Below are 26596 nucleotides of genomic sequence, written 5' to 3'. Positions count from 1 at the left end.
GGTGCGGCGCGGGTAACGCCGCCTCAGGCGCGCGCGAAGTCGTGAGCGGGGAAGTCTCGGAGGGCGGGTACCCGGGCGGATCGTCCGGCATCCCTTTGCTTAGGCTTTGTACGTAGTCCGGTTCATTCGGGGTGAACCGGGCGAATCGCTCAGGGGGCTGGATTGCTGCACACCGAACCGGTGGACGAACCGGCGGTCCCTCGCCGAACGGCGGGGCACGTCGTCGTCCTCGCGCTCTGGGCCGCGGTGTCGGTCGTGCTGGTCTTCACGACCGTGCGCCCCTGGATGCCCGAGATCGGACTGTTCGCCGGCGGCGCCGACCTCGACGTCTACCGCGACGGCGCCCGCCACGTCATGGAGGACCTGCCGCTCTACACCGAGCCGGTGATCCACGGACTCCTCTACACCTACACGCCGTTCTCGACGTTGGCGTTCATCCCGTTCGGCCTGCTGCCCGGCGGCTACGACAAGTACATCTGGATGGCGACCAACCTGCTGCTGCTGGTCGGCATCGTCGCGCTGTGCCGGAAGATGCTCGGCGAGCGCATGTCTGCGCGGGTCGTGGCCACGTCGGCGTTGACGGCAGTGGCGTGCACGTTCCTCGAACCGGTCCGCACCACCCTGTTCTACGGGCAGATCAATCTGGTGCTCATGGCGCTGGTGCTGTGGGACGCCTCCCGCGGCGACCGCAGCCGGCTGCGCGGGGTCGGGGTCGGCCTCGCCGCCGGCATCAAGCTCACCCCCGCATACTTCGTGCTGTACTACCTGGCGTTGCGCCGCTGGCGCGCCGCGATCGTCGCCGCGGTGACGTTCGTCGCGACGGTGGCCGGCAGTTGGCTGGTGCTGCCGAGCGATTCACGGCAGTACTGGACCGAGACCTTCTTCGAGTCCACTCGCATCGCCCCGGACACCCACCCCTCCAACCAGTCGCTCCGCGGCGTCGTCGCGCACATCACCGAGCGCCCGGCGCCCGTCGTGCTGTGGTTGGTGCTCGCGCTCGCGGTGGTGGCGGTGAGCATGTGGATCGCCGTGCGGCTGCACACCCAGGGGGAGCGGTTGCTCGCGGTCACGGTCGCCGGGCTGAGCGCCGCGGTGGTGTCGCCGTTCTCGTGGAGCCATCACTGGGTGTGGTTCGTGCCGCTGCTCGTGTACATCGCCCACCGCGCCGCGACGCGCCCGCGCTGGTGGCTCGCGGCGCTGGTCGTGTACCTCGGTGCCGGGGCCTGGCCCTACCGGTGGGACGAGGAAGTGGTCGTGGTGGGGCTGTTCCTGTTCCCGCCGGACTGGGCGGTGACGGACGTGCTCGTCAACATCTACCCGTTGCTCTACGTGGGCGTGCTCGTCGGCGCCGGCGTCCTCGCGTTCCGTGGTGACACACCGGTCGGTCGGCACCCCGCGACGCCGTCCCCGGGCCGGCCTGCCACCATTCCGACATGAAGATTCGACACCTCGTCGCCGTCGCGGCGGCGCCACTGATCCTCGTCGCCGGGTGCGGCGACAGCGACGAGTCCACCGCGTCGGCCCCGGCGAACGGGCAGGCGACCGCGGACGGCTCGACCGCGCAGGACGCCGCGGTCTCGGTGATGTGCGCCCAGGTGACGGCGTTCCTCGACTCGTCGCAGCAGCAGGCCGAGTCGGCCGGCCAACCGTTCGACCGGCAGGCGAAGGGCGACGAGTTCCTCGAGACGCTGAAGGCGAACGGCGGCCCCGTGGTGGCGGCCTACAACCAGCAGGCCGAGGCGGCGGGACAGCCGCCGCTCGACCCGGCGACCGCGACGTGGGAGGACGTGCCTGCCGAGGCCCGCGACCTGATCGAGCAGTCCGTACAGGCCGGAGTCTCCGGGAACTGCTGAGCCGGGCTCAGCCGCGCAGGGCGTCCGACAGCGCCCGCGCGGCGGCCTCCGGATCGTCGGCGGCCGTGATGGCACGGACCACCACGATGCGGGTCGCGCCGGCGCCGAGAACCTCGGGAAGCCGTTGCTGGTCGACGCCGCCGATCGCGAACCACGGACGCAGCGGTGCAGCCTCCGCGGTGCTGCGCACCAGCTCCAGTCCCGATGCCGCTCGGCCGGGCTTGGTGGGCGTGGCCCACACCGGGCCGGTGCAGAAGTAGTCGACGTCCTCCTCGATCGCGGCCAGGCTGGCCTGCGCCCGGTTGCTCGTCGAGCGGCCGATCACGACGTCCGGGCCGACGATCCGCCGCGCGTAGTGCACCGGGAGATCGTTCTGCCCGAGATGCAGGACGTCGGCGCCAGCCGCCAGCGCGACGTCGGCCCGGTCGTTGACGGCGAGCAGCGCGCCATGACGCCGGGCCGCGGCCCCGATCACCGCGAGCGCCGCGAGCTCCTCCTTCACCTCCATCGGACCGAATTCGCGCTCACCGGCCGATCCCTTGTCGCGGAGTTGCACGATGTCGACGCCACCGGCGAGAGCGGCCTCGACGAAGTGCGCCAGGTCACCCTTCTCGCGGCGGGCGTCGGTGCAGAGGTAGAGACGCGCATCGGCGAGTCGTTCGCGGGGCGTCGGGTGCTTGACGGACTGGGAGGCATGCACACCCCGAACGGTAGTCTCTAGTGCGGACGAATCAACACGGGAGTCCCGAGGGATACGGGGCTGAGAGGGGGCCTGCCGGCCCCGACCGTCATACCTGACCCGGATCATGCCGGCGCAGGGAGTGAGGTGGAGTGAATGACCCGATCGGTATCCGTGGTCGGCGGCGGGGTGATCGGCCTGTCGATCGCGTGGCGCGCCGCGCAGCGCGGCTGGGCGGTGACGCTGTACGACCCGGCGCCCGGCAGCGGGGCGTCGTGGGTCGCGGGCGGCATGCTGGCGCCGCTGTCGGAGGGCTGGCCCGGTGAGGAGAGGGCGCTCGCCCTGGGGGCGGCGTCGCTGCAGCGGTGGCCCGACTTCGGCACCGAGCTCGAGCGACTCGCGGACCTGACGCTGTTCACCTCCGACGACTCGCTCACCGTCGCGCTCGACGCCGCCGACGCCGCCGATCTGCACACGATCGCCGACTGGGTGGCCGAGCAGGGCCACGAGCTGCGCATCCTGAACCGGTCGCAGATCCGCGAACTCGAACCGGCGCTGGGACGCGGGATCCGGCTGGCGCTGCAGGCACCCACCGAACTGGCCGTCGACAACCGGCTGCTGGTGCGTGCGCTGCGGACCGCGGCGATCGCGGCCGGGGTCGAACTGGTCGAGCGCACCGTGACCGATCTCGACGAGCTCACCACCGACCAGGTGGTGCTGGCGGCGGGCTCGCACTCGCCCCGGCTGTGGCCCGACCTGCCGGTGCGTCCGGTCAAGGGCGAGATCCTGCGGCTGCGGGCCCGGCCGGGCGTGACGCCCGCGCCCCGGCGCACCATCCGCGGCAGTGTGCACGGACGGCCGTCGTACCTGGTGCCGCGCGCCGACGGGATCGTGGTGGGCGCAACGCAGTACGAGTCCGGCCACGACACGCAGGTGACGGTGGCCGGCGTGCGGGACCTGATCGCCGATGCCGAGGCATTGATGCCGGCGATCGGGGAGTACGAGCTGTACGAGGCAAGAGCCGGTCTGCGCCCGATGAGTCCGGACAACCTGCCGATCATCGGTCGCGTCTCCGACCGGGTGATCCTCGCGACCGGGCACGGCCGCAACGGGATCCTGATGACGCCCGTGACGGCGGACGCGGCGGTCGCGATTCTCGACGACAACCCCTTGGCGGAGGCGGAAAGCGCCGCTGCCGAAAGATTTTCACCCGCGAAGGCATGAGTGAGGTTTGGATGAGTGAATTGATCGGCGTCACCGTCAACGGTGAGGACCGGGAATTCGACGGCCCGCTGACGGTGACGGAGCTGCTCGAGCGGATGGACCTGCCGCAGCGCGGTATCGCCGTCGCGGTGGGCGGGGCGGTGTTCCCGCGCGGCCGGTGGACCGAGCCGGTGGGTCGCGGCTGGGAGATCGAGATCCTCACGGCGGTGCAGGGTGGCTGACATGGGGAAGCTGACGATCGCCGACCGCACCTTCGGCTCGCGCCTGATCATGGGCACCGGCGGCGCCGCGAACCTCGCGGTGCTCGAGGAGGCGCTCGTGGCGTCGGGCACCGAACTGACCACCGTCGCGATGCGCCGTGTCGATGCCGCCGGCGGCACCGGGGTGCTGGACCTGCTGCGCCGGCTCGACATCGCGCCGCTGCCGAACACCGCCGGTTGCCGGGGCGCCGCCGAAGCCGTGCTCACCGCGCAGCTCGCGCGGGAGGCGCTCGAGACCGACTGGGTCAAGCTCGAGGTGATCGCCGACGAGCGCACACTGTTGCCCGACGCGATCGAATTGGTCAGCGCTGCAGAGCAGTTGGTGGACGACGGTTTCACGGTGCTGCCCTACACCACGGACGACCCGGTGCTCGCGAAGCGGCTCGAGGACGTCGGCTGTGCCGCCGTGATGCCGCTGGGCTCGCCGATCGGGACGGGCCTGGGAATTTCCAACCCGCACCACATCGAGATGATCGTCGACGCCGCGAACGTCCCGGTGATCCTCGACGCCGGCATCGGCACCGCGAGCGACGCGACGCTCGCGATGGAGTTGGGTTGCGACGCCGTGCTGCTGGCGACCGCCGTCACCCGCGCGAAGGACCCGGCGCTCATGGCGTCGGCGATGCGCGGCGCGGTCACCGCCGGCTACGAGGCCCGGCACGCCGGGCGGATCCCCAAGCGGTTCTGGGCGCAGGCGTCGTCGCCCATGTGAGTGCCGCTCGGTGAGTGTTTCGGCCGGAGCGTCCCTTTCGGGGAAAGGCGCTCCGGCCGACGCGGATCACGGAATGATCGACATCCCTGGCCGACGCCGAAATCAGGCTAGGCTCGGGAAAACTTGCTCCGTTGGTTCGAGTGCCTGGAGGGCATGCCATGACGACGCTGAGTACCGATCTCCTCGACCTGCTGCGCTCGGATGTGGTGGCGTGGAACGCCCGCCGCGACGAACTGACCTACGTCCCCGATCTGCACGGCCTCGATCTGTCCGGTGCCGATCTCGCCGGGGCCAACCTCACCGGAGCCAACCTGGCCGGCACGGACCTGTCCGGGGCCGACCTGACGGCGGCCGAACTCGGCGGCGCCGACCTGACGGGCGCGGACCTGTCCGGCGCGGTCGCCGCCGACGCCGACTTCACCGAGGCGTACCTGACGCACGCGAAGCTCACCGGCGCGGTCCTGACGCTGTCGTTCCTGACCTCCACGTACCTCGCCCACGCCGACCTGGCCGGAGCCGACCTGTCGGGCGCGTACATGACCGGCGCGCATCTCGAGGACGCCGACCTGACCGGCGCGCGGCTGACGGGGGCGTACCTCGCGCACGCGGACCTCACCGGCGCGGTGTTCTCGACCGCGGACGTCAGCGGGGCGGATCTGACCGACGTCACCATGCCGGACGGGGCGCTCCGGGCCTGACTGGGGGTGATCCCCCAGCCGCCTCCGGGTACGTGTCATCCCGGAGTATGACGCGCGCATAGACCCCGGACCGATGCGCCGGTGGGGGCGTTTCGGGCAGAGTGGTGCCCATGATTGAAGTGAGGGGACTGACGAAGACCTACGGGTCGACGAGAGCGGTGGACGATCTCACGTTCTCCGTGAAGCCGGGGATAGTCACCGGCTTCCTCGGCCCGAACGGCGCCGGCAAGTCGACGACCATGCGGATGATCCTCGGCCTCGACAAGCCCACATCGGGTACCGCACTGATCGAGGGGGTGCCGTACAGCCGGCTCGAGCGGCCGCTGCGCACCGTGGGCGCGCTGCTCGACGCCAAGTGGGTGCACCCCAACCGGTCCGCGAAGGCGCACCTGCAGTGGATGGCGGCGGCCAACTCCTTGCCGCAGTCGCGCGTCGACGAGGTGCTGGCGCTGGTCGGCCTCACCGAGGTGGCCGGCAAGAAGGCCGGCGGGTTCTCGCTCGGTATGTCGCAGCGGCTCGGTCTGGCCGGCGCATTGCTGGGCGACCCGAAGGTCCTGCTCTTCGACGAGCCGGTCAACGGCCTCGACCCGGAGGGCATCGTCTGGATCCGCAAGTTCATGCAGAGCCTGGCCGCCGAGGGCCGCACGGTGCTGGTCTCGAGCCACCTGCTGTCGGAGATGTCGCTGACCGCCGAGCACCTCATCGTGATCGGCCGCGGTCGTCTCATCGCCGACACGAGCGTCAAGGACTTCGTCGACCGCGCGTCGGATTCGTCGGTGCGGGTGCGCAGCCCGCAGCTCGACGCGTTGCGCGGGGTGCTCACAGCACAGGGCTTCGCCGTCCGCGACGAGGCCGGCGCCGATCACCAGCCGGCGCTGCTGGTTTCGGGCGCCCGCACCGACGACGTCGGCGCGCTCGCCGGTGCAAACGGCATCGTGCTGCACGAGCTGGCGTCGCAGCGCGGTTCGCTCGAGGACGCGTTCATGAAGCTCACCGGCGACGACGTGCAGTACCACGCGCAGGTCGCCACCCGGCCGGCCGGTGTGCCGCAGCAGAACATGGGAGGTGCGCTCCGATGAGCGTGTTGAATGCAGAGCGCATCAAGCTCACGTCCACCAAGTCGCCGATGTGGTGCAGCCTCATCGCGGTCGTCGTCAGCGTCGGCTTCGCGGCCATCATGGGCGCGGCGTACAAGTCGCTGGTCTCGTCGGGCGACTACTCGATGGGCGACTTCACGGTCGCCTACACCCAGGCCGGCGCGGCCCAGTTCGGTGCCATGCTGGTGATGATCATGTCGGCGCTGGCAGTGACCACGGAGTACCGGTTCGGCGTCATCCGCACCACGTTCCAGGCGATCCCCAATCGGTCGCGGGTGATCGGCGGCAAGGCTCTGCTGCTGGCGGGCGTCGCCGCGGTCCTGGGCCTGGTGATCGCGCTGGCGTCGTTCTTCGTCGCACAGGGGATCTCGGGCCAGACGCTGTCGATCGGCGACGGCAGCAATGCCCGCGAGCTGTTCGGCATTCCCATCTACTACGCGCTGCTGGCGGTGCTGGCGGTCGGGGTCGGCACGTTGATCCGTCAGTCGGCGGGCGCCATCTCGCTGCTGCTGCTGTGGCCGCTGGTGATCGAGAGCCTCGCCACCATGATCCCCAAGGTGGGCAAGTACGTCGGCGAGTTCGGCCCGTTCAACAACGTGACCTACTTCCTCGGCAGCGGCGGTGGTTACGACTTCCACTGGGGTCCGTGGGGTGGTCTGCTGTACTTCGCCGCGTTCGTGGCGATCGTCTTCGGCGCCGCGCTGTTCGCGGTGAACAACCGCGACGCCTGAGCCGGTACGTGCTCGACGAGCGCCCGACCGGGAATCCGGTCGGGCGCTTCGGTTGTCTGCGGCCGGGACGAGATCCTCGCATTTCCCGCCGGCCGGCTGAGCTGCTGAAGGACCGGGGCCGGTCGGGGTAGTCTCCCCGCATGCGGGTGAGGGCGGGGTTGGTCGCGGGTCTGGCCGGTGCACTGCTGCTTGCGGGGTGCAGCGATCCCGACGACGCGGACCCACCTGTGGACGGGCCGGGGCTGGCCGCGGCGATCGACACCGACGCGGTGATCGCCGACCTCGAACAGTTGCAGCGGGTCGCGGACGAGAACGGCGGCAACCGCGCGGTCGGCACACCCGGCTACGACGCCAGCGTCGACTACGTCGTCGGTCAACTCGAGGATGCCGGATTCGACGTCGCGACACCGGAATTCGACGTCGAGGAGTTCACTGCTCGCACCCAGACCCTGGCGTATTCCGGCCGCGACGTGCCGGTGGAGGCGCTCACGTACTCGCCCGCGACCCCACCGGGCGGGCTCACCGCCCGGCTGGTGCCGGCGCCGGCGGACGACACCCCCGGCTGCGAGGCCACCGACTACGACGGCACGGACGTCGCGGGCGCGGTGGTGCTGGTGGACCGCGGGTCGTGTCCCTTCGCGCAGAAGCAGCAGGTCGCGGCCGATCTGGGCGCCGCCGCCGTGCTGGTCGCGAACAACACGGACGAGGCCCTGGGCGGCGGCACGCTCGGCGGCACCGACGAGGCACGGATCCCCACCGGCGGCGTCGGCAAGGCGGACGGTGCGGCTCTGCGGCAGGGCGGCGACGTGACACTCACCCTCGACACGACCGTCGAGAAGACCCGGTCCCGCAACGTGATCGCGCAGACGAAGACCGGCGATGCCGACAACGTGGTCATGGTGGGTGCGCACCTGGACTCGGTACCGGACGGCCCCGGCATCAACGACGACGGTTCGGGTGTCGCGTCGGTGCTCGAGACCGCCCGGCAGCTGGGTGCGGCGCCGAACGTGACCAACGCGGTGCGGTTCGCGTTCTGGGGCGCCGAGGAGGTGGGTTTGAACGGATCGGAGGCCTACGTCGGGAGCCTCGACGACGCGGCCCGCTCCGAGATCGCGCTGTACCTCAACTTCGACATGGTGGGCTCGCCCAACGCCGGCTACTTCGTGTACGACGGCGACAACTCCGACAACGTGGGCGAAGGGCCCGGACCGGAGGGATCGGCCGGCATCGAGCGCACGTTCGGTGCGATCCTGCTGCAGTCGGGGGTCACTCCGGGCGGAACGGACTTCGACGGCCGTTCGGACTACGGGCCGTTCATCGCGGTCGGTATCCCCGCCGGGGGACTGTTCACGGGCGCGGAGGACCGGAAAACCCCAGTGCAGGCGGAACAATGGGGCGGCGAGCCGGACGCCCCGCTCGACCCGAACTACCACACCCCCCAGGACACCGTGGCGAATCTGGACCGCGCGGCACTGGCACTGAATGCCCGCGCGATCGGCCACGGTGTGGGCCACTATGCGCAGTCGGTCGAGGGGGTCAACGGGGTGCCGCCGGCCGGCGACGCCCGGAGCGCGGCGCGGGCCGATGTGGGGAAGTAGGCGCCGGGACCGCCGTCACCCGGAGGTTCTGCGGGACGACCCGGCCGCGATTACTCTTGCCGGGGTGACTGACGACCCGCAGGGCGACGGCGCCGCCTCGGAACCGCCTCGGGTGGATTCCGGTGCGGAGGACGGGCACGCCAAGGTCACCGGCTCGGTCGCCCGATGGGTCCGCGACGCGGACCGGCAACCACAACTCGTCGACGCGGTCCGGCGGATCCGGCGCGCGCTGCCCGGGGACCCGTCGTTCGGGGACCCGTTGTCCACGACCGGGCCGGGTGGGGCCCGCGCCGCCGCCCGCATGATCGACACCGGCGCGGGCGCGTCCCGTGAGGTGAGCATGGCGGCCCTGCAGGTGTTGCAGGCGGTGCTGGAGAAGACGTGGGGCAGCCCCGCGAACGGCGAGGTCACCATCGTCTTCACGGATCTGGTCGGGTTCTCGAGCTGGTCGTTGCAGGTGGGGGACGGTGCGACGCTGTCGCTGCTGCGAGAGGTCGCGGCCACCATCGAGCCGCCGATGATCGCGCGCGGCGGGCAGGTGGTCAAACGTCTGGGGGACGGCTTGATGGTGGTCTTCGACCACCCGGACAAGGCCGTCGAGGCGGTGTTCGCGGCCCGCGCGGCGCTCGCGACCCTGGACCACGCCGGCTACCGGCCCCGCATGCGCGTGGGCCTGCACACCGGCGCGCCGCAGGCGGTCGGCGCCGACTGGTTCGGTGTCGACGTCAACGTCGCCGCGCGGATGATGGAGCTCGGCGGCAACGGCAACGTGGTGATCTCCGGCAACACGTACGACGCGATCGGCGAGGAGTGCCTGGACCAGCTGGGCATGGTCGCCAAGCGCTACCGGCGCGGGCTGCTGGCGGCGCCGCAGCGCGGGGTGCCGGAGGACCTGCGGGTCTACGTGCTGCGCCCGGCGCCGGCGGGGCGATGACGCGGGGGATCGCGCTGCGTCGGGTGGTTATTGCGCTGTGTACTCGGCCGTTGCCGCAGTAACCGCCCGAGGTGGTGCCCATGGTGCGTCGGTGACGCCTCAGCCGGACGAATCCGACGACTTCGGGGAACCGTTGCCGCTGCCGGTAGTCGGCGCGCACACTGGGGAACGTGACCGAGTCCGGGCATCCGCAGCGCACCCCCTTCTACGGGGTGTTGATGATCATCGCGGCGCTGGCGGCGGCGATCGCGGTGAGCTACTACGGGCCCACGTGGTTCCGGATCACCGTCTACATTCTCGCGGTGCCGGTGGTGGCGGTCGGGTTCGTCTTCACCCTGCGCGACTATTCGCGCTGACCGGGCGGTCGCCGATCAGGCGTCTTTCAGATCGAGTCGCCACAGCGGCGACACCGGACCGTGCCCGGCGCCCAGGTCGTACGACGCCTCGAGGCACCTGGTGACCCATTCCTTGCCGAACGCGACCGCGTCGGGCATCGCGTAGCCGTTGGCGAGCGCGCACGTGACGGCCGCGGCCAGGGTGTCGCCGCCGCCGTGATCGTTGCCGGTGTCGATCCGCGGGCTGGTGAACTCGTGGAAGGTGTCGCCGTCGAACAGCAGGTCGGTGCTGGACGTCGACGAGCGCAGGTGCCCGCCCTTGACCATCGACCACTGCGCGCCCAGTGCGTGCAGGGCCTCGGCGGCGCGGCGGGCGGTGGCGTCGTCGACCACCTCGATGCCGGTAATGAGCCGGACCTCGTCGAGGTTCGGGGTCACCAGCGACGCGATCGGGATGAGGGTGTTCCGGACGGCGTCGAGCGCCTCGGCGTGCAGCAGCGGATCGCCGTGCATGGATGCGCACACCGGGTCCACCACCAACGGGACGGAGCCGCCGCGGCCGATGCCCACCTCGGTACACACCTGCGCGACGGCCTCGATGATCGCGGTGGACGCGAGCATGCCGGTCTTGGCGGCGGAGACGCCGATGTCCAGGGCCACGCAGCGCACCTGCGCGGCCACCGTCTCGGGCGGGATCTCGTGAAAACCACTGACGCCCACCGAGTTCTGCACGGTCACCGCGGCCACCGCGACGCACGCGTGCACGCCACACATCGCCATGGTGCGCGAATCGGCCTGGATACCGGCGCCGCCGCCGGAGTCGGTGCCGGCGATGGTGAGGGCGCGGATCGGGGTCTGGCCGGTCGGCGTCAGGGGCAGGTAGTTCACGGCCTCGAGCCTACCCAGGCGAGGCGGGTGCGCCGGACGGTGGTGTGAGGCGTGCGGTGGTGCTGGATGCTGGGACGTCCACGGCGTGAGTCGTCCCGGTGCCGGCGGATACCGGCACCGGGACGAGGCCAGCGGTGGATCAGGCGGTGGGGGTGTTCAGGTACTCGTCCAACTCCCAGCCGGCGACGTTGTAGACGGCGCTGGTGGTGGACAGGGAGTTACCGGCGCCCGCGGAGGGCAGGCCCGCCCGCAGGTTGACGGCCCAGTTCAGGGATCCGAGCGGGCCGCAACCGGAGGCTCCGGGGACGGCGAAGTCGGTGGCGGTGTGGGGTGCCTGGGTCCAGACGCCACCCGGCACATCGGGGCCGTTGGTCGAGATCCATTCGGCGGGCCCGGCGCTGTCCACGAGTGCGAGGGACAGGTTGATCGGGGTGGCGGCGGAGCCGATGTAGCAGTTGTCGCCGAGGAGTGGGTTGGAGAGCTTGAGCCGCATCGGAAGCTGCACGGCGAGGTTGTAGGGATCGACGTCGGGCAGGGCGACGGCCTCCACGGTCGCCTGGATGGCGGTGGGGCCGAAGTTCTCCGCCGACGCGGCGCCGAATGCTCCGCCGGGAACGGTGATCGGGTTCGCATACACACCGAACTTGCCGTCGTCGGCGGCGGGGACGAAGACCTGCTCGCCCGTCACGCCGCCGGCGATCATCAGGCTGCCGTCGGGGACCGCGACGTCGAGATTGCCGATGCGCATGTTGCCGTCCCGGATGATCACCGTCATGCAGGTGCCGCCGATCTCGTCGTCGTAGACCAGATCGAGCCGGCAGGTGTCCCAGTTCTGGAACTCGTACGGCGTGCCGGGCGCGGCCGACGAGCCGGTCGAGGAGCCGCTGCTGCCGGACGAGCCGCTGCTGCCTTCGGACGAGCCACTGCTGCCCTCGGAGCTGGCAAGGCTGCCCGAGCTGCCGCTGCTACCCAGGCTGCCTTCTGCCGCGGCTACGCCACCGCCGAGGAGTGCGAGGGCCGCTGTCGCGGCGAGGACGGACGAGCGGGTTATGGACTTGCGCATCTACTTCCCCCTACGGATTGTGTGCTCGTTCAGGTTGGTTCGGGTAGACCCTGACGCTCCCTGCTGGCGCAGACTGCGGCAGAGCCGGTATCGCCGTCGAGGTAGGAAGCCACCTCGTGCGTCGATGTCCAGTGTCGAGGTGCGCCGAAGGCCTCCGAGTGCGAGGCGGCTCGTCTGCCTTCGGCTTCCTCATCCGGGGTCAGGAGCGAATTCTGACCGGACGCGTGTACGGATCGTTACACATACGGGTCGGTCGGAATACGGTTTCGGGCAAATGCGTGTCCCGTTCCGAAATTCGCAAATCTGTACTGCGGTGCAATCATTCGCGTCGGCGGCGAGTGGTGGTGGCCGCTCGGAGAGGTGCTGCGGCCGGATGCTCGATGTGAAGATCGCTGCGTTCCAACGGCATCGAGGAACTCTCGCGTGGCGAGGAGGGTGGTGCCGTGCGGGTGTTCGGTGCTTCCGGGAGTCGGCGGGAGCGTATGGCCGTCTGCCGGGCCATTCGAGAAGCGTCTGAGGGTGCGGGCGGCCGGCTCGGGCAGGAAGCCCGGCGGGTGGAGGTGGGGGAGGTGTCGACAGAGATTCGGTCGAATGCCTGACAGGCGAAGACTGTTACCTGTAGTTATAGTGGCGTGGATCACATTGTTGTCTCGAAAGCGTCCCGAGGAGGTGTCGTGTTCGCCGATTCGCCCAGTGCCGACGTGACCGACAATACCGACCAGAACCGCTTCGAGTTGCGGCTCAACGGAGACCTGGTGGGAATCGTCGGCTACTACGACACCTCACCTGCCCGGGGTCGCGGCGCGCGGAAACCCACTCCCGTCGTCTCGTTCATGCACACCGTCGTCGTCGAGGACTTCGGGCACCGTGGGCTGGCCGCCGTCATGGTGCGGCGCTCGCTGGACCGGGCCCGCGACTACGGCTGGCGCGTGCGCCCGGTGTGCACGTACGTGCAGCGGTTCGTCGAAGCCAACCCGGAGTACCTGGATCTGATGGCGCCGCCCGAGGCGTCCGACGCGATCTCGATGAATTGATCGACCCGCGGCCACGCCGTGGTCAAGGATCGGCATCGATCGCCCCACCCGTCCCGAAACGGACCCGGCGGCGGCCGTTCGGCCGGTTTCATGGGGAACGTGAACAGTAAATCGCCACGGCCGGTGAGCACTGTCGCCGATGCCGTACGCATCGTCGACAGCCCGCCCCACGAGCGCTACGAACTGTGGGTGCGCGACGACCTGGTCGGCATCCTCGGCTACCACCGCGACAGTGCCGGGCCGTCCGGGGACGTGCTCACGCTGCTGCACACCGTCGTCCGCGAGGACCGGAGCGGCCGCGGTTGGGCGGCGGTGCTGGTGCGGACCGTGCTCGACCGCGCCCGCAGCGAGGGAACCCGGATCCGTCCGGTGTGCACCTACGCCACCCGGTTCCTCGGCACCCACACCGAGTACCTGGACCTGCTCGACGAGCAGGGAATCTGATCAGGCCAGATCGACCACGACCGGCGCGTGGTCGCTCGCGCCCTTGCCCTTGCGCTCGTCCCGGTCGATGTGGGCGCCGGTGACCCGCGCCGCGAACGCGGGGGAGCCCAGCACGTAGTCGATGCGCATACCCTGCCGCTTGGGGAACCGCAGCTGCGTGTAGTCCCAGTAGGTGTAGACGCCCGGGCCCGGCGCGTGCGGGCGCACCACATCGGCGAAACCGGCGTCGGCGAACGCGTCGAACGCGTCCCGCTCCGGCTGCGACGTGTGCGTCTTGCCCTCGAAGAACGCCGGATCCCACACGTCCTCGTCGGTGGGCGCGACGTTCCAGTCGCCCACCAGCGCGATCTGCGCGTCCGGGTTGCCGGCCAGCCAGCCCTCCGCGTCCGCGCGCAGCTTCGCCAGCCACTCCAGCTTGTAGACGTAGTGCGGATCCGTCAGCTCACGGCCGTTGGGCACGTACAGGCTCCACACCTGCACCCCGCCGACGGTCGCACCGATCGCACGGGCCTCCTGCGCGGCCTCCGCCTCCGGATCCTTGTCGAACCCGGGCTGGTCCGCGAAGCCGATCTGCACGTCCTCGAGCCCGATCCGCGACGCGATGGCCACGCCGTTCCACTGGCTCAGGCCCACGTGCGCCACCTCGTAGCCGGCCTCGGCGAACCGCTCGTACGGGAACTGCTCGTCCTTGCACTTGGTTTCCTGCATCGCCAACACATCGGTGTCGGTGCGGGCCAGCCAGTCCAGGATCCGGTCGGTTCGGGCACGGACCGAGTTCACATTCCACGTCGCGAGTCGCACACCGCAGAGGGTAGTCAGCCACCCCGACAGTCACCGAACCCGGCCGTCGGACCGGCGCACCGGTTTGGGTCCCAGCGCCTTGAGCCGCACCACGTCGGCGCGCTCGATCTCCACCACGCGGTCGTCGGCGGTGCGGACCACCACCGTCGGCTCGAGCTGTTCGAGCGTCCCGATCACGTCGGTGAGCGGGTGTGAGCCCCCGGGTGGCAGGCGATACCGCACCACCACCCGGCCGCCGAGCGTCGGTTCCGGGCTCGTCACGGGAAGACCGTCAGTCCTCGTCGACGTCGTCGTGACCGAAGGGGTCGTCGACGGTGCCCGGCGTCCAGCTGAGCCCGGGCACGCCCCAGCCCTCCCGCTTGATCGTCTTCTTCGCGGCGCGCGCGTTGCGGCCGATCAGCACGTCCACGTACAGGAAGCCGTCGAGGTGACCGGTCTCGTGCTGCAGCATCCGTGCGAAGAAGCCGTGGCCCTCGATCTCGACCGGGTTGCCGTGCTCGTCGGTGCCGGTGACCTTGGCCCAGTCGGCGCGGCCGGTGGGGAACTGCTCACCGGGAACCGACAGGCAGCCCTCGACGTCGTCGTCCGGGTCCGGCATGGTCTCCGGGATCTCCGACGTCTCGAGCACCGGGTTGATCACGCAGCCGCGGCGCATCACGGGCTTGCCGGACGCGTCCTTGCCGGCCTCGTAGTCCGGGCAGTCGTACACGAACAGACGCTTGGCGACGCCCACCTGGTTCGCGGCCAGACCCACACCGTTCGCGGCGTCCATCGTCTCGTACATGTCGCGGATCAGATCGGCGAGCTCGGCGGGGGACTCGGTCACGGGCTTGGTCGGCTCGTGCAGGACGGGATCGCCGACGATGCGGATCGGAAGGATTGCCATGGTCACCAAGGATAGTGGGCGTGATATTCGCGGCGCGTCCCCCCGGAAGAGGGTTCTCCCACCCGCGGGCGTGGTTCAATGACCAGGAAGAACAACGGTGTAATTCGTGTTCGGTCCACGGGGCGCGCGGAGGTTCGCCGGTGTCGGGCTGGACCGGCAGTCATCGAGCAGTCGAGGAGTGAGATGGACGGCGCAGCAGCGCGGAACCAATCTGAGCGGCCCGACAGCACGTCGGGGAACGAAGTGGGCGCGGACGGACTGACCCGCCGCGAGCACGACATCCTGTCCTTCGAGCGTCAGTGGTGGAAGTACGCGGGCGCCAAGGAAGAGGCCATCAAGGAACTCTTCTCCATGTCGGCCACCCGCTACTACCAGGTGCTCAACGCGCTCGTCGACCGCCCCGAGGCGCTGGCCGCCGACCCGATGCTGGTCAAGCGGTTGCGGCGGTTGCGGGCCAGCCGGCAGAAGGCCCGCGCGGCCCGCCGTCTCGGGTTCGACCTCTCCACGTAGCCCGCCGTTCCGGCCGCCCCCCAACCGCCGGCCCTCGTCACCTCGCTACCGGACGGGACCGACGGGCCGATTAAGGTCGAAGCCGTGACCACCCCGAACCCCGAGTCGTCAGGCCCCCCGCTGCGCGCGATCGCGATGGTGCTGATCGCGCTCGCGATCCTCTTCGCCGGCCTCGGTGCGGCCTCCCTGGGCGGCTCGGATTCCGACGAATCGGAGCCCGTGGCCGCCACCAGCAGCGCGTCGACGGCTCCGGTCACCACCACGACGTCCGCCGCCGCATCCGCCCCGCGGACCACGTCCGCCGCCGCGGCGCCGCCGGCCACGACGACGACCGCGGCCGGTACGACGACGAAGTCCGCGACCGCGTCGGCGCCCGCACAGGTGGACAAGTCCGTACCGGTGCGGGTGTTCAACAACAGCACCGTGTCCGGGCTCGCCGCCCAGACCGCGGACGAGCTGACGTCGACCGGTTGGAACGTCTCCGAGACCGGCAACTACAGCTACGGGCTCATCCAGGTGACCACCGTCTACTACCGCACCGGCAACGCGTCCGAGAAGCAGGCCGCCGAGTCGATCGCCGCGGAACTGGGCGTCAAGGCGGAACCGCGCTTCGAGGGCATCACGAGTGCGTCACCCGGTGTGATCGTCATCGTCACCTCCGAGTAGGACCACCGGCCCTGCTCGTTATGATCATCGGCAGATTTCAACCACCTCGAAGGAGCGGTTCGATGGCCCCGCAATTCACTCGTCGCAAGTCCTGGCGCGTCGTGACCCCGTTGGTCGCGATCGCCGCGCTGGGGCTGACCGCGTGCTCGAACAACGAGGAGCCCAGCGACCAGCCCGGCACCACCCCGCCGGTGTGGACGGGTTCCGCCGCTCCGGGCGGCGAGCACGGCGAGGGCGGTTCCGAGCACGCCACCACCACTGCCTCCGCGGACAACGTGTCGGTGCAACTCAAGGACGCCAAGGGCAGCCAGGTGGGCACCGCGACGCTCACCGAGACCGACGGCTACGTGCAGATCACCGTCGACGCGCAGGGCCTGACGCCCGGCTTCCACGGGATGCACATCCACTCGGTCGGCAAGTGCGAGCCCAACTCCGTCGCCCCCACCGGCGGCGAGCCCGGCAACTTCCTCTCCGCGGGTGGCCACTTCCAGGTGGCGGGCCACACCGGTCACCCGGCCAGCGGCGACCTCACCTCCCTCGAGGTGCGCGAGGACGGCAAGGCGTACCTGGTCACCACCACCGACGCCTTCACGCTCGACGACCTGAAGAACGACGGCAAGGGCACCGCGCTGATGATCCACGCGGACGCCGACAACTTCGCGAACGTTCCCACCCGCTACGCGCTGCCCGACAACGCGCCCGTCCCGGACCAGCAGACGCTGACCACCGGTGACGCCGGCGGACGCGTCGCATGCGGTGTCATCGGCGCCTGATCCACGGCACACGAATCACCTGGACGGCGGGGCCTGAGGGCCCCGCCGTTCGGCGTTCCGGTGGGCGATTCGTCGTGTCCTGCGTGCCCCTGGACGCTGTGGTTGGATCGTTTCTGTGGGCATCCCCTTCGCAGCATCACCGCGTCCGACCATCGGAGTGGAATGGGAGATCGCGCTGGTCGACCGCACCACCCGCGACCTCTCCAACACCGCCGCGGAAGTTTTCGACGCCGTCGGCGAACTGGCCGAGAAACCTCGCGCCACCAAGGAGTTGCTGCGTAACACCGTCGAGCTCGTCACCGGCGTCTGCGACAACGTGGGCGAGGCCGTCGACGACCTCGCCGAGACCATGTCACTGGTCCGCCGGGCCGCCGACCCGCTGGGCGTCGATCTCATGTGTGCGGGCACGCACCCGTTCGCGCAATGGTCCACCCAGTTGATCACCCGCACCCCGCACTACGACGAGCTCATCGAGCGCACCCAGTGGTGGGGACGGCAGATGCTCATCTGGGGCGTGCACGTACACGTCGGGATCTCCGCGAAGGAGAAGGTGTTCCCGATCCTCAACGCGCTGCTGCTGAAGTACCCGCACCTGCTGGCGCTGTCGGCGTCCTCGCCGATGTGGACCGGTGTCGACACCGGATACGCCAGCAACCGGGCGCTCATGTTCCAGCAGCTGCCGACGGCCGGGCTGCCGTTCCAGTTCGAGAACTGGACGCAGTTCGAGGGTTACGTGGACGACCAGATCACCACCGGCGTCATCGGTGACCTCGGCGGACTGCACTGGGACATCCGTCCGGCGCCCCGTTGGGGCACCATCGAGGTCCGCGTCTGCGACGGCATCTCGTCCTTCAGTGAACTGAGCGCGCTCGTCGCGCTCATCCACTGCCTGATCGTCGATCTCGACACCCGCCTCGAGGCGGGGGAGACGCTGCCGTCCATGCCGCCGTGGCACGTGCAGGAGAACAAGTGGCGCGCCGCCCGGTACGGGCTCGACGCCGAAGTGATCCTCGGCGCCGACAACCGTGAACGCCTGGTCACCGACGACCTCGACGAGCTGCTCGAGAAGCTCACCCCCACCGCGGTGCGGCTCGGCTGCGCGGACGAACTCGCGCGCGTCGCCGACATCCCGCGCCGCGGGGCGTCGTACCAACGTCAGCGCAAGGTGGCCGCCGCGACCGGCGGTGACGTCCGCGCCGTCGTCAGCTCCCTGGTCGACGAACTCGACACGTAAGACCCGATTCACCCGCCGTTTACTATGGACGGCGTGTTTGTGGACGGTGGTGCGCATACGGAGCCGGTGCGGCTCACCGGTCGAACCCGGAACATCTTGCTGGCGACCGCCGTCGTCGCGGTGATCGCCACCCTCACCGGGCTGCAGGTCTTCGCGTCCGGCCGCGGTTTCCAGGGGCCGCTGGACAGCCTCCTCGACGACTTCGTGGGCACCCCCAAGTCGGCGTCGGTGCCGTGGGCCGGTCTGGTGCTGGCGATGGTCGGGCTCACCAACCGGCAGCGGATCGTGGCGCTGTCGAGTGCCGCCGCGATCGACGTCGTGATCGCCGCCGTCCGCTACCTGGCCGGGGGCCCGCTCACCGTCGGCAACGGCGCCGTGCTCGTGCTGACCGGGCTCGGCGTCTGGGCGGGCTGGAAGTGGCAAGGCGAGCAGCGGCGCAACGCGCTCATGGGCGTCGGACTGGGCGCGCTGCTGATCGTCGCCACCAAGTTCGGCGACGTGTGGTTGCACATCACCGTCCTCGCCGGCCCGCAGGTCCTCGACCAGTACGTCCAGCTCGCCGACCACGCGCTCGGCAACCCGTCGTGGGTGATGGGCGAGGTGGTCGACGCGCTCGGCTCGGTCGGGTACGGCGTCCTGCACTGGGTGTACATCGAGCTGCCGGTCGCCGCGATCGTCGTCGCGCTGTACCAGCTGCGCAACGGCTGGCCGTCGCACCACCTGGTGCGCACGTTCCTGCTGATCGGACTCGTCGGACCGATCTTCTACATCCTGTTCCCGGTCGTGGGCCCCATCTTCGCGTTCGGCGCCGACGGCAACGGCTTCGAGGTGGGCGACTTCTGGCCGTCGCTGGTGCCGTTCGACCTGACGCCGTCGCCGCTGCCGTTCGACGGCGCCACCCCCCGAAACTGCATGCCCAGCCTGCACACCGCGTGGGCGCTGGCGATCTTCCTGCACTCGCGGCAGGGGCCGCGCTGGCTGCGCTGGGGTGGCACGTTCTGGCTGGTGTGCACGCTCAGCGCGACGCTGGGGTTCGGTTACCACTACGGCGTCGACCTCATCGCCGGCGCCGTGCTGACGCTGACGCTGGAGTCGGTGCTGCGCGCCCCCGAGCGCGGCTGGGGATGGTTCCGGATCCGCCTGGTCGTCGGGGGCACCGCGCTGTTGGCTGCGCTGTTGCTGAGCTACCGGTTCCTCGCGGTCGAGATCGCGCAGTACCCGGTGGTGTCGGCCCCGCTACTGCTCGGTGTGCCCGCGCTCTACGCCTACGCCCACTGGCGCACGTTCTACCGGGACCCCGTCGCCCCGCGTTCTTCGTCCCTGCCGCTCCCGGCGGACGCCCCGACCGCGCGCTGAGTGCGCACGACGGGGGCTACCGGAAGGAGCCCGGGGTGTCGTCGTGCTGGTCCATGAGCAGCCCGTCCCGGCCGCGCTGCTCGCGGTAGGCGACGCGGCCGACGCTGTGCGCGATCACCGGCGCGGTGAGCAGCGTGAACAGCCCGATGAGCACCAGCATCCAGATGTCGACGTTGCCGTGCAGCCGGATCACCGCGCCGATCAACACCAGCACCAGGCCGACGACCTGCGGTTTGGTGGCCGCGTGCATACGCGAGAGGGTGTCGGGGAAGCGGACGATGCCGATGGCCGCGGTGAGCGCGAGCAGCGAGCCGATGAGGATGCAGGCGGCGGCGAGGACGTCGAGGACGGTGTTCACGAGTCGTCACTCACCCGGAAGCGGGCCACACTCACCGAGCCGACGAAGCCGACCAGCGCGAGCGCCACCATGGCGGGCACGATCGAGGTGTCGCCGCTGTTCGCCGCCCACACCGCGAGCCCGCAGATCGCGGTGGCGACGAGGGTGTCCATCGCGACCAGCCGGTCGAGGCTGCCCGGCCCGGCCAGCAGCCGGTAGGTGGTCAGCAGCGCCGCCACCACCAGCATCGTCCCGGCAATGATCATCACGGCTGTCATGCCCCGTCCTCCCTGCCTTGTCCGTGGTAGTCGTAGTCGCGCAGATGCCACGGCGCCGGCTGCCAATCCGAGTCCCGCTCGAACGACGCGATGAACAGCCGCTCGAGCTGGCGCACCGAGCGGTAGAACTGGTCCACCGCCTTGGTGGTGCCCACGTCGAGAACGTGGACGTACACCGCGCGTCGGGGCTGGTCCACCTCGAGCACCATGGTGCCCGGGATCAGGTTCAGCACGTCGATGCACAGCGTGAGCACCAGATCCGACTTGATGCCCAGCTTGCAGCGCAGCACCCCGGTGACCGGCGGCGGGCCGGGCCGGATCGCCAGCCACGCCACCTGCACGCTCGACTGCGCGGCGTAGAAGACGATCACCCCGATCAGTTTGACGATCGAGAACAGGTGCACGCGGCCCTCGACCGGCACCCGTGGCAGCGGCAGCAGCCACATGATCAGCAGCCCGACGACGAGTCCGCCGACCAGGTTGGCGATGCTGAACTGGCCCCACAGCAGGATCCACACCAGCGCCAGCCACGCCAGGATGCCGACGCGCAGGACGCGTTCGCGGGTCATCGGTCACCTCCCTCGCCCAGGACCGCGGTGATGTAGACGTCGCGGTTCTGCAGGTCCTGCGCCGCCCGGTCGCTGATCCCGATCATCGGGCCGGCGAAGATCGTGAGCGCCAGGCCCACGCCCACCAGTCCGATCGTCGGCAGCAGCATGAACACCGGCATCCGGCCCACGTCCTCGCGGTCGACGAACGCGATGTCCTCCTCGGACTCGTCGATGAGCGCCGACGGGCTCACGTCCGCGAGATCGCCCTCGGGGGCGTCGGCGCGGGCCCGCCAGAACGCCTTGGTCCACACGCGGGCCACCGCGTACAGCGTCAACAGGCTGGTGACGGTGCCGCCCGCGACGAGCATCCACGACAGCGCACTCGGATGCGCGACACCGGCCTGCAGCAGCGCGATCTTCCCGATGAACCCGGAGAACGGCGGGATGCCGCCGAGGTTGAGCGCCGGGATCAGGAAGACGATCGCCAGCACCGGGCTGGCCGCCGCGAGCCCGCCGAGCCGGCGCAGCGACGACGATCCGGCCTGCCGCTCGATGAGCCCGACCACCAGGAACAACGTGGTCTGCACGACGATGTGGTGGGCCACGTAGTAGACGGCGCCGGAGAGCCCGGACTGCGTCGACAACGCGACACCGAAGATCATGTAGCCGATGTGACTGACCAGCGTGAACGACAGCAGACGTTTGATGTCGGTCTGCGCGATCGCGCCGAGGATGCCCACGATCATCGTGAGCAGACCGCACACCATCAGCACGTTGTCGAGCTCGCCCTGCGGGAACAGCAGGGTGTGGGCGCGGATGATCGCGTACACGCCGACCTTGGTGAGCAGGCCCGCGAACACCGCAGTGACCGGGGCCGGAGCGGTGGGGTAGGAGTCCGGCAGCCACGTCGAGAGCGGAAAGATCGCCGCCTTGATGCCGAACGCCACCAGCAGCACCCCGAAGATCGCCATGCGGGTGCCGACGGGGATGTCGTCGAGCCGCTGCGCCATCTGCGCGAGGTTGAGGGTGCCGGTCGCGGCGTACGCGAACGCCATGCCGCAGAGGAAGATCAGCGACGACACCATCGAGACCATGACGTACGAGACGCCGGCCCGGACCCGGTCGGCGCTCGCGCCCAGGGTCAGCAGCACGAAGCTCGCCGCCAGCAGCACCTCGAACCCGACGTACAGGTTGAACAGGTCGCCCGCCAGGAAGGCGTTGCACACGCCCGCGGTCAGCGCCAGGTAGGTCGGCAGGAAGATCGACACCGGCTGGTGTTCGTGGCCGTCCCGGATGCCCTGGCCGATCGAATAGATCATGACCGCGAGCAGCACGATCGACGACACCAGCAGCATCAGCGCCGACAGCCGGTCGACGACCAGCGTGATACCGATCGGGGTGTCCCAGCCGCCCACCTGGATCGCGGTGGTGCCGTGCCGATCGGCGAGGTAGAGCAGCATCGCCGACACCGCGGTGACGCCGACCAGCGCGGCCAGGGTGATCCAGCGCTGCGCGGTGGGGCGGCGACCCAGGATGAGCGTGACCGCGGCGGCGATCATCGGGAGCAGGACGGGCAGCGGTGCCAGAGTGCCGATCAGGTCGGGGGAGAGCGTCATCGCGATCCTCCCGGGGTCTCGGCTTCCAGTTCGTCGTCCGGCCGGACGTCGTCGTAGTCGGTGTAGTCCTCGGGGTCCTCGACCAGGTCGACGGGGATCGGGTTGCCTTCCGAGTCGAACGCGTCGCCGCTCTTGGACGGGGCGCCGGTGAGTGGGTCGTCGGAGCGGTCGCGGTCCGGGGCCTCGGCGAGACTGCGCCGCTTGGACACCTTGGTGTCCTCGATGTCGTCCTCGACCCGGTCCGCGGTGGTGATCTTGAACGAGCGGTAGGCCAGCGCCAGCACGAACGCGGCGATGCCCATCGTGATGACGATCGCGGTGAGGATCATCGCCTGGGCCAGCGGGTCGGCCATCTCCTCGTGCACGGAGTCGCGGCCCACGATCGGCGGGTTGCCGGCCCGGCCGCCCGCGGTGAGGATCAGCAGGTTGACGGCGTTGCCGATGAGCAGCAACCCCAGCAGCATGCGGGTGATGCTGCGTTCGATCAGCAGGTACACGCCGGCGGAGGTGAGGACGCCGATGAGGATCAGCGACGCGAGGTCGGCGGTCATCGGGCGTTCACCTCCTCCTGGGCGTCGAGGCGGGCCCCGAGACTGCGGAGCACGTCGAGCACCAGGCCCACCACGATCAGGTACACCCCCAGGTCGAAGAACAGTGCGGTGACGAGTTTGATGTGACCCAGCAGCGGCAGCGTCACCTCGAACACCGCCGACGACAGCGGCGGGGCGCCGAGGAACAGCGACGTCACCGCGGTGCCGGCCGCGAACATCAGGCCGAGCCCGAGGATCTTGCCGGCGTCGATCGGGACGGCCTCACCGAGCTCGTAGCGCCCGCCGGCGAGGTACCGCAGGACCAGCGCGAGGCCCGCGGTCAGCCCGCCCGCGAAACCACCGCCGGGAGCGTTGTGGCCCGAGAAGAAGAAGTAGACCGACAGCACCATCATCGTGGGGAAGATCAGTCGGGTGGTGACCTCGAGGACCAGCGACCGGTGCCGCGGGTCGATCAGGTCGCCGCCGCGCAGCCACGTCGTCTCGGTGTTCGACGCCGCCTCGAGGACTCCGGCGGGCGCGTCCGCCACCCGCGGCGCGGTCCCGAACCGGCGGTGCCGGAACACCAGGCTCGCGACGCCGGTCGCGGCCACCAGCAACACCGAGATCTCCCCGAGCGTGTCCCACGCGCGGATGTCGACCAGCAGCACGTTCACCACGTTGCGGCCGTTACCGAGCGTGTACGCCGCCTCCGGCAGCTGCAGCTGGATGGGCGCCGAGTTGCGCGCGTTCATGGCGTACGCGGCGAGCGTCGTCACGGCCGCACCCACCCCGACCGCGAGGATCGCGCGCGGCAGCTTGAAGCCGATGGCCTGCCGCTCGTCGATCTCGGCGGGCAGCTTCCGCAGGACCAGCACGAAGATCACCAGGGTGAGCGTCTCGACCAGGAACTGGGTGAGCGCGAGGTCGGGAGCGCCGTGCAGCGCGAAGATGACGCCGCAGCCGTAGCCGCTCAACCCCACCAGGATCACCGCGCCCAACCGGTTGCGCAGCACGGTCGCGGCCAGCGCGGCGGCCATCATCATCAGTCCGACGGTGAGCTGCAGCGGCGACTCCCACAGCCGGATCTGCGCCCACACGTCGGTGCGCAGCGCCAGCAGGATCACCGGCAGCAACGCCAGCGTCGCCAGGATCGTCGACTGCGTCAGCGGCAGCGACCCGCGCTGCGTGAAGCCGGTCAGCCGCATCGACAGCGTGTCCATGCCGCGCAGGGTGGCGTCGTACACGCGGTCGGCGTTGCCCAGCGGCGGGTGCTGGAACCGCAGCCGCTGCACCGCCCACCGGTGCGCGACGAACAGCAGCGTGCCCAGGCCGATGACCGCGACGGTGAGCAGCAGCGGGGTGTTGATCCCGTGCCACAACGCCAGGTGGTAGTCGGCGTGCGGGCCGGCCGGCAGCGTCGTGGAGTACGGCGTGAGCAGCTTCTCGAGCTGCGGCGCCAGCGGTCCCGCCACCAGACCGGCGACCGCGAGCAGTGCGGGCGGGGCCAGGAACAGCGCGCCGGGGGCGTGCATGTTCGCGACGGCGGGGCTCGGCTGGCGCAGCCGCTTGCGGCCGAACGCCCCCCACACGAACCGGATGCTGTACGCGACGGTGAGGATCGAGCCGAGCACCAGACCGGCCACCGTCGCGGTCCGTGCCCACGGCTCGAGCCCGTCCGCGGTGAGGATCGATTCGAGCGCGGCCTCCTTGCCGACGAACCCCAGGAACGGCGGCAGTCCGGCCATCGAGGCGGCCGCGAGCGCCGCGGTCGCGGCCAGCCACGGTGCGTTGTGTCCGAGACGGGCCAGCTTGCGGATGTCACGGGTGCCGGTGGTGTGGTCGATGATGCCGACGACCATGAACAGCGCCGCCTTGAACATCGCGTGCGCGACGACCATCGTCATGCCGGCCAACGCCGCGTCCCGTGAGCCGACACCGACCAGGACCATCAGGAAACCGAGCTGGCTCACGGTGCCGAACGCGGCCACCAGTTTCAGGTCGAACGAGCGCAGCGAACGCCAGCCGGCCAGCAGCATCGACGCCAGTCCGAGCACGATGATCGTCACCCGCCACGGCGCGGAGTCCGCGTAGCCGGGCGCCAGCCGCGCCACCAGGTAGATGCCGGCCTTCACCATCGCCGCGGCGTGCAGATAACCGCTCACCGGGGTGGGCGCGGCCATCGCGCCGGGCAGCCAGAAGTGCAGCGGCACGATCGCCGACTTGGACAGGGCACCGATCAGGACCAACACGATCGCGACGTTCGCGAGCCAGCCGCTCGCGGGATTCGCGACCACGTCGGAGAGGTTGTAGCTGCCGACGAGCTGGCCGAGCATGATGACGCCGACGAGCATCGCCAGCCCGCCCGCGGTGGTCACCAGCAGCGCCTGCGTCGCGGCGCGGCGGCTGGTCGCGCGCTCGGCGTAGTGGCCCACGAGCAGGAACGACAGCACCGTCGTCAGTTCCCAGAACGTGTAGAGGATGAGCATGTTGTCGCTGGTCACGAGCCCGAACATGGCGCCCGCGAACGCGACCATCTCGGCGGCGAAGATGCCGAGGCGGGGTTCGTCGTCCTTGAAGTAGCGGGCGCAGTACACGAGGATCAGCGCGCCGATGCCCAGCACCAGCAGCGACATGATCGCGGCCAGCGAGTCGAAGCGCATGTCGATGTCCATCGACAGGCCCGGCACCCAGCGAATGTTCAGTTCCTGCTCGGTGCCCCAGTTCGCGATGACCCAGCCGAGGCTCGCCAGCGGTACCAGCGCGAGCGGGAAGAACGCATTGCGCCCTATTGATCGCACGACGAGCGGAGCCAGAACGGCGGCTATCGCGTGGGCGATCAATATGACAAGCAAATGGCACTCCGTCGGGTTGTCGGGCGGCGGGGTGACGAATCGGCAGAACCGAGAGTCGAGCAGACCGTTCGCTCAGCTAGCGAACTGGACTACGGTGTCCATCCTACTAAGTGGGCGAACGCGACCGACGACTGGTACAAAACAGACAATCCCGGCCTGCGAGGGCGCGGACCCCGGACGGAGTACGTTTCGACGGGTGTCCGACGAGCAACCCACCGTGATCCGCACCGCCGCGCTGGCCCACATCCGCGACCGCCGACTGCTGCAGGCCCGGTCCGCCGGCAAGACGGCGTTCTACATGGCCGGTGGCAAGATCGACCCGGGGGAGACCCCCGAACAGGCCCTGCACCGCGAAGTGCGCGAGGAACTCGACGTCGACGTCGCGTCCGGCACACTCGAGCAGCTCGGGGTGTTCGAGGCACCCGCTTTCGGACACCGGCCCGGCACCCGTCTGCACATGACATGCTTCCTCGCCGAGCTCACCGACGAGCCGAAGCCCACCAGCGAGGTCGCCGAGATCCGCTGGTTCACCGAGGCCGAGTACGCCGCCATGCCGGAGACCGCGCCGGGATCGCGGCTGGTGTTCGCGCGGCTGCGGGAACTGGACCTGGTGGACTGACGCGCGCAGGTTCGCCTCCCGCGCGGGCGATCGGGCG

31 protein-coding genes and 1 riboswitch are annotated in these 26596 nt (G+C 70.2%); of the genes, 19 read left to right on the top strand and 12 right to left on the bottom strand.

The window, feature by feature from the left end; all coding sequences use genetic code 11:
- The first annotated feature begins 162 nt into the window (after positions 1-162).
- Together E7742_RS15265 and E7742_RS15260 are read left to right on the top strand one after the other, a co-directional pair.
- Positions 163-1437, top strand: coding sequence for a glycosyltransferase 87 family protein (locus tag E7742_RS15265; protein WP_254699022.1), 1275 nt, complete (start codon positions 163-165; stop codon positions 1435-1437).
- A complete protein-coding gene (locus E7742_RS15260) occupies positions 1434-1853 on the top strand; it encodes a hypothetical protein (RefSeq protein ID WP_137799708.1) in 420 nt (139 codons plus the stop codon). Before E7742_RS15265 ends, E7742_RS15260 begins: the two co-directional genes overlap by 4 nt.
- Before the next feature lie 7 nt (positions 1854-1860).
- On the opposite strand, the gene thiE is transcribed toward E7742_RS15260, so the two are convergent.
- Positions 1861-2553: a thiamine phosphate synthase gene (thiE, locus tag E7742_RS15255; protein WP_137799707.1), complete on the bottom strand. Its 693-nt coding sequence runs from the start codon at positions 2551-2553 to the stop codon at positions 1861-1863.
- Positions 2554-2579: 26 nt separating this feature from the next.
- Positions 2580-2691: riboswitch (TPP riboswitch) on the top strand.
- Here thiE and thiO point away from each other — a divergent pair.
- The 9 genes from thiO to E7742_RS15210 all read left to right on the top strand — a co-directional run bounded on the left by thiO (position 2689) and on the right by E7742_RS15210 (position 10142).
- Positions 2689-3756, top strand: coding sequence for a glycine oxidase ThiO (thiO, locus tag E7742_RS15250; protein WP_137799706.1), 1068 nt, complete (start codon positions 2689-2691; stop codon positions 3754-3756). (Overlaps the previous riboswitch by 3 nt.)
- A gap of 11 nt (positions 3757-3767) precedes the next feature.
- Positions 3768-3977 carry a sulfur carrier protein ThiS gene (thiS, locus tag E7742_RS15245; RefSeq protein WP_137799705.1) on the top strand — a complete coding sequence of 70 codons (210 nt, stop codon included), beginning with the start codon at positions 3768-3770 and terminating at the stop codon, positions 3975-3977.
- Position 3978: 1 nt separating this feature from the next.
- Positions 3979-4728 (top strand): thiazole synthase, encoded by a 750-nt coding sequence (locus E7742_RS15240; RefSeq protein ID WP_302660008.1) that lies wholly within the window; start codon positions 3979-3981, stop codon positions 4726-4728.
- Between the two features lie 158 nt (positions 4729-4886).
- On the top strand, positions 4887-5426 hold the full coding sequence (locus E7742_RS15235; protein WP_137799703.1) for a pentapeptide repeat-containing protein: 540 nt from the start codon (positions 4887-4889) through the stop codon (positions 5424-5426).
- A 110-nt stretch (positions 5427-5536) separates the two neighbouring features.
- A complete protein-coding gene (locus tag E7742_RS15230) occupies positions 5537-6505 on the top strand; it encodes an ABC transporter ATP-binding protein (protein ID WP_137799702.1) in 969 nt (322 codons plus the stop codon).
- Entirely contained in the window at positions 6502-7254 is a 753-nt protein-coding gene (locus E7742_RS15225; RefSeq protein ID WP_137799701.1) for an ABC transporter permease, read from the top strand. The genes E7742_RS15230 and E7742_RS15225 overlap by 4 nt, the downstream gene beginning before the upstream one ends.
- A 140-nt stretch (positions 7255-7394) precedes the next feature.
- Complete coding sequence (locus E7742_RS15220) at positions 7395-8852, top strand: M20/M25/M40 family metallo-hydrolase (RefSeq protein WP_137799700.1); 1458 nt, start codon at positions 7395-7397, stop codon at positions 8850-8852.
- A 64-nt stretch (positions 8853-8916) separates the two neighbouring features.
- Positions 8917-9786, top strand: coding sequence for an adenylate/guanylate cyclase domain-containing protein (locus E7742_RS15215; protein ID WP_175420500.1), 870 nt, complete (start codon positions 8917-8919; stop codon positions 9784-9786).
- A 170-nt stretch (positions 9787-9956) separates the two neighbouring features.
- Positions 9957-10142, top strand: coding sequence for a hypothetical protein (locus tag E7742_RS15210; protein ID WP_137799699.1), 186 nt, complete (start codon positions 9957-9959; stop codon positions 10140-10142).
- A 15-nt stretch (positions 10143-10157) separates the two neighbouring features.
- Here the strand turns inward: E7742_RS15210 and thiD are convergent, their stop codons facing one another.
- Both thiD and E7742_RS15200 read right to left on the bottom strand, forming a co-directional pair.
- Positions 10158-11009 (bottom strand): bifunctional hydroxymethylpyrimidine kinase/phosphomethylpyrimidine kinase, encoded by an 852-nt coding sequence (gene thiD / locus E7742_RS15205; RefSeq protein WP_137799698.1) that lies wholly within the window; start codon positions 11007-11009, stop codon positions 10158-10160.
- Positions 11010-11148: 139 nt separating this feature from the next.
- Positions 11149-12072 (bottom strand): hypothetical protein, encoded by a 924-nt coding sequence (locus E7742_RS15200; protein ID WP_137799697.1) that lies wholly within the window; start codon positions 12070-12072, stop codon positions 11149-11151.
- 674 nt (positions 12073-12746) lie between these two features.
- Between E7742_RS15200 and E7742_RS15195 the strand changes: the two genes are divergently transcribed.
- Together E7742_RS15195 and E7742_RS15190 are read left to right on the top strand one after the other, a co-directional pair.
- Positions 12747-13106, top strand: coding sequence for a GNAT family N-acetyltransferase (locus E7742_RS15195; protein ID WP_137799696.1), 360 nt, complete (start codon positions 12747-12749; stop codon positions 13104-13106).
- Between the two features lie 123 nt (positions 13107-13229).
- Entirely contained in the window at positions 13230-13550 is a 321-nt protein-coding gene (locus tag E7742_RS15190; protein ID WP_254699021.1) for a GNAT family N-acetyltransferase, read from the top strand.
- On the opposite strand, the gene E7742_RS15185 is transcribed toward E7742_RS15190, so the two are convergent.
- From E7742_RS15185 to E7742_RS15175, 3 genes are read right to left on the bottom strand one after another with little or no spacing between them, the layout of a single operon-like run.
- Positions 13551-14351: an exodeoxyribonuclease III gene (locus E7742_RS15185; protein WP_137799694.1), complete on the bottom strand. Its 801-nt coding sequence runs from the start codon at positions 14349-14351 to the stop codon at positions 13551-13553. It lies immediately after the preceding gene.
- Between the two features lie 30 nt (positions 14352-14381).
- Positions 14382-14612, bottom strand: a complete 231-nt coding sequence (locus E7742_RS15180) for a putative acetyltransferase (protein WP_137799693.1) — start codon at positions 14610-14612, stop codon at positions 14382-14384.
- A gap of 10 nt (positions 14613-14622) precedes the next feature.
- Entirely contained in the window at positions 14623-15237 is a 615-nt protein-coding gene (locus E7742_RS15175; RefSeq protein ID WP_137799692.1) for a peptide deformylase, read from the bottom strand.
- 183 nt (positions 15238-15420) lie between these two features.
- On the opposite strand from E7742_RS15175, the gene E7742_RS15170 reads away from it, so the two are divergent.
- The 5 genes from E7742_RS15170 to E7742_RS15150 all read left to right on the top strand — a co-directional run bounded on the left by E7742_RS15170 (position 15421) and on the right by E7742_RS15150 (position 19776).
- Positions 15421-15747 (top strand): DUF3263 domain-containing protein, encoded by a 327-nt coding sequence (locus E7742_RS15170; RefSeq protein ID WP_137799691.1) that lies wholly within the window; start codon positions 15421-15423, stop codon positions 15745-15747.
- 84 nt (positions 15748-15831) lie between these two features.
- Positions 15832-16413: a LytR C-terminal domain-containing protein gene (locus E7742_RS15165; protein ID WP_137799690.1), complete on the top strand. Its 582-nt coding sequence runs from the start codon at positions 15832-15834 to the stop codon at positions 16411-16413.
- Positions 16414-16475: 62 nt separating this feature from the next.
- Positions 16476-17186: a superoxide dismutase[Cu-Zn] gene (sodC, locus tag E7742_RS15160; protein ID WP_137799689.1), complete on the top strand. Its 711-nt coding sequence runs from the start codon at positions 16476-16478 to the stop codon at positions 17184-17186.
- 115 nt (positions 17187-17301) lie between these two features.
- Positions 17302-18420 (top strand): glutamate--cysteine ligase, encoded by a 1119-nt coding sequence (locus tag E7742_RS15155; RefSeq protein ID WP_137799688.1) that lies wholly within the window; start codon positions 17302-17304, stop codon positions 18418-18420.
- Positions 18421-18444: 24 nt separating this feature from the next.
- Positions 18445-19776: a phosphatase PAP2 family protein gene (locus tag E7742_RS15150; RefSeq protein ID WP_137799687.1), complete on the top strand. Its 1332-nt coding sequence runs from the start codon at positions 18445-18447 to the stop codon at positions 19774-19776.
- A 16-nt stretch (positions 19777-19792) separates the two neighbouring features.
- Here the strand turns inward: E7742_RS15150 and mnhG are convergent, their stop codons facing one another.
- Genes mnhG through E7742_RS15120 form a run of 6 tightly spaced genes read right to left on the bottom strand, consistent with a single transcriptional unit; the run spans position 19793 to position 25940 of the window.
- Positions 19793-20134, bottom strand: coding sequence for a monovalent cation/H(+) antiporter subunit G (gene mnhG / locus E7742_RS15145; RefSeq protein ID WP_137799686.1), 342 nt, complete (start codon positions 20132-20134; stop codon positions 19793-19795).
- Positions 20131-20391 carry a monovalent cation/H+ antiporter complex subunit F gene (locus tag E7742_RS15140; RefSeq protein ID WP_137799685.1) on the bottom strand — a complete coding sequence of 87 codons (261 nt, stop codon included), beginning with the start codon at positions 20389-20391 and terminating at the stop codon, positions 20131-20133. The genes mnhG and E7742_RS15140 overlap by 4 nt, the downstream gene beginning before the upstream one ends.
- On the bottom strand, positions 20388-20960 hold the full coding sequence (locus E7742_RS15135) for a Na+/H+ antiporter subunit E (RefSeq protein WP_137799684.1): 573 nt from the start codon (positions 20958-20960) through the stop codon (positions 20388-20390). Before E7742_RS15135 ends, E7742_RS15140 begins: the two co-directional genes overlap by 4 nt.
- A complete protein-coding gene (locus tag E7742_RS15130; protein WP_137799683.1) occupies positions 20957-22558 on the bottom strand; it encodes a Na+/H+ antiporter subunit D in 1602 nt (533 codons plus the stop codon). The genes E7742_RS15135 and E7742_RS15130 overlap by 4 nt, the downstream gene beginning before the upstream one ends.
- Entirely contained in the window at positions 22555-23109 is a 555-nt protein-coding gene (locus tag E7742_RS15125) for a Na(+)/H(+) antiporter subunit C (RefSeq protein ID WP_137799682.1), read from the bottom strand. Before E7742_RS15125 ends, E7742_RS15130 begins: the two co-directional genes overlap by 4 nt.
- Positions 23106-25940: a Na+/H+ antiporter subunit A gene (locus E7742_RS15120; protein ID WP_137799681.1), complete on the bottom strand. Its 2835-nt coding sequence runs from the start codon at positions 25938-25940 to the stop codon at positions 23106-23108. Before E7742_RS15120 ends, E7742_RS15125 begins: the two co-directional genes overlap by 4 nt.
- A 196-nt stretch (positions 25941-26136) precedes the next feature.
- Between E7742_RS15120 and E7742_RS15115 the strand changes: the two genes are divergently transcribed.
- Positions 26137-26559: an NUDIX hydrolase gene (locus tag E7742_RS15115; protein WP_137799680.1), complete on the top strand. Its 423-nt coding sequence runs from the start codon at positions 26137-26139 to the stop codon at positions 26557-26559.
- The last annotated feature ends 37 nt before the right edge of the window (positions 26560-26596 follow it).

The organism is Rhodococcus sp. SGAir0479 (assembly GCF_005484805.1).
Classification (GTDB): domain Bacteria; phylum Actinomycetota; class Actinomycetes; order Mycobacteriales; family Mycobacteriaceae; genus Prescottella.
The sequence above is the reverse complement of the archived record's forward strand: the minus strand, read 5'-3'. Positions and strand labels throughout refer to the sequence as shown.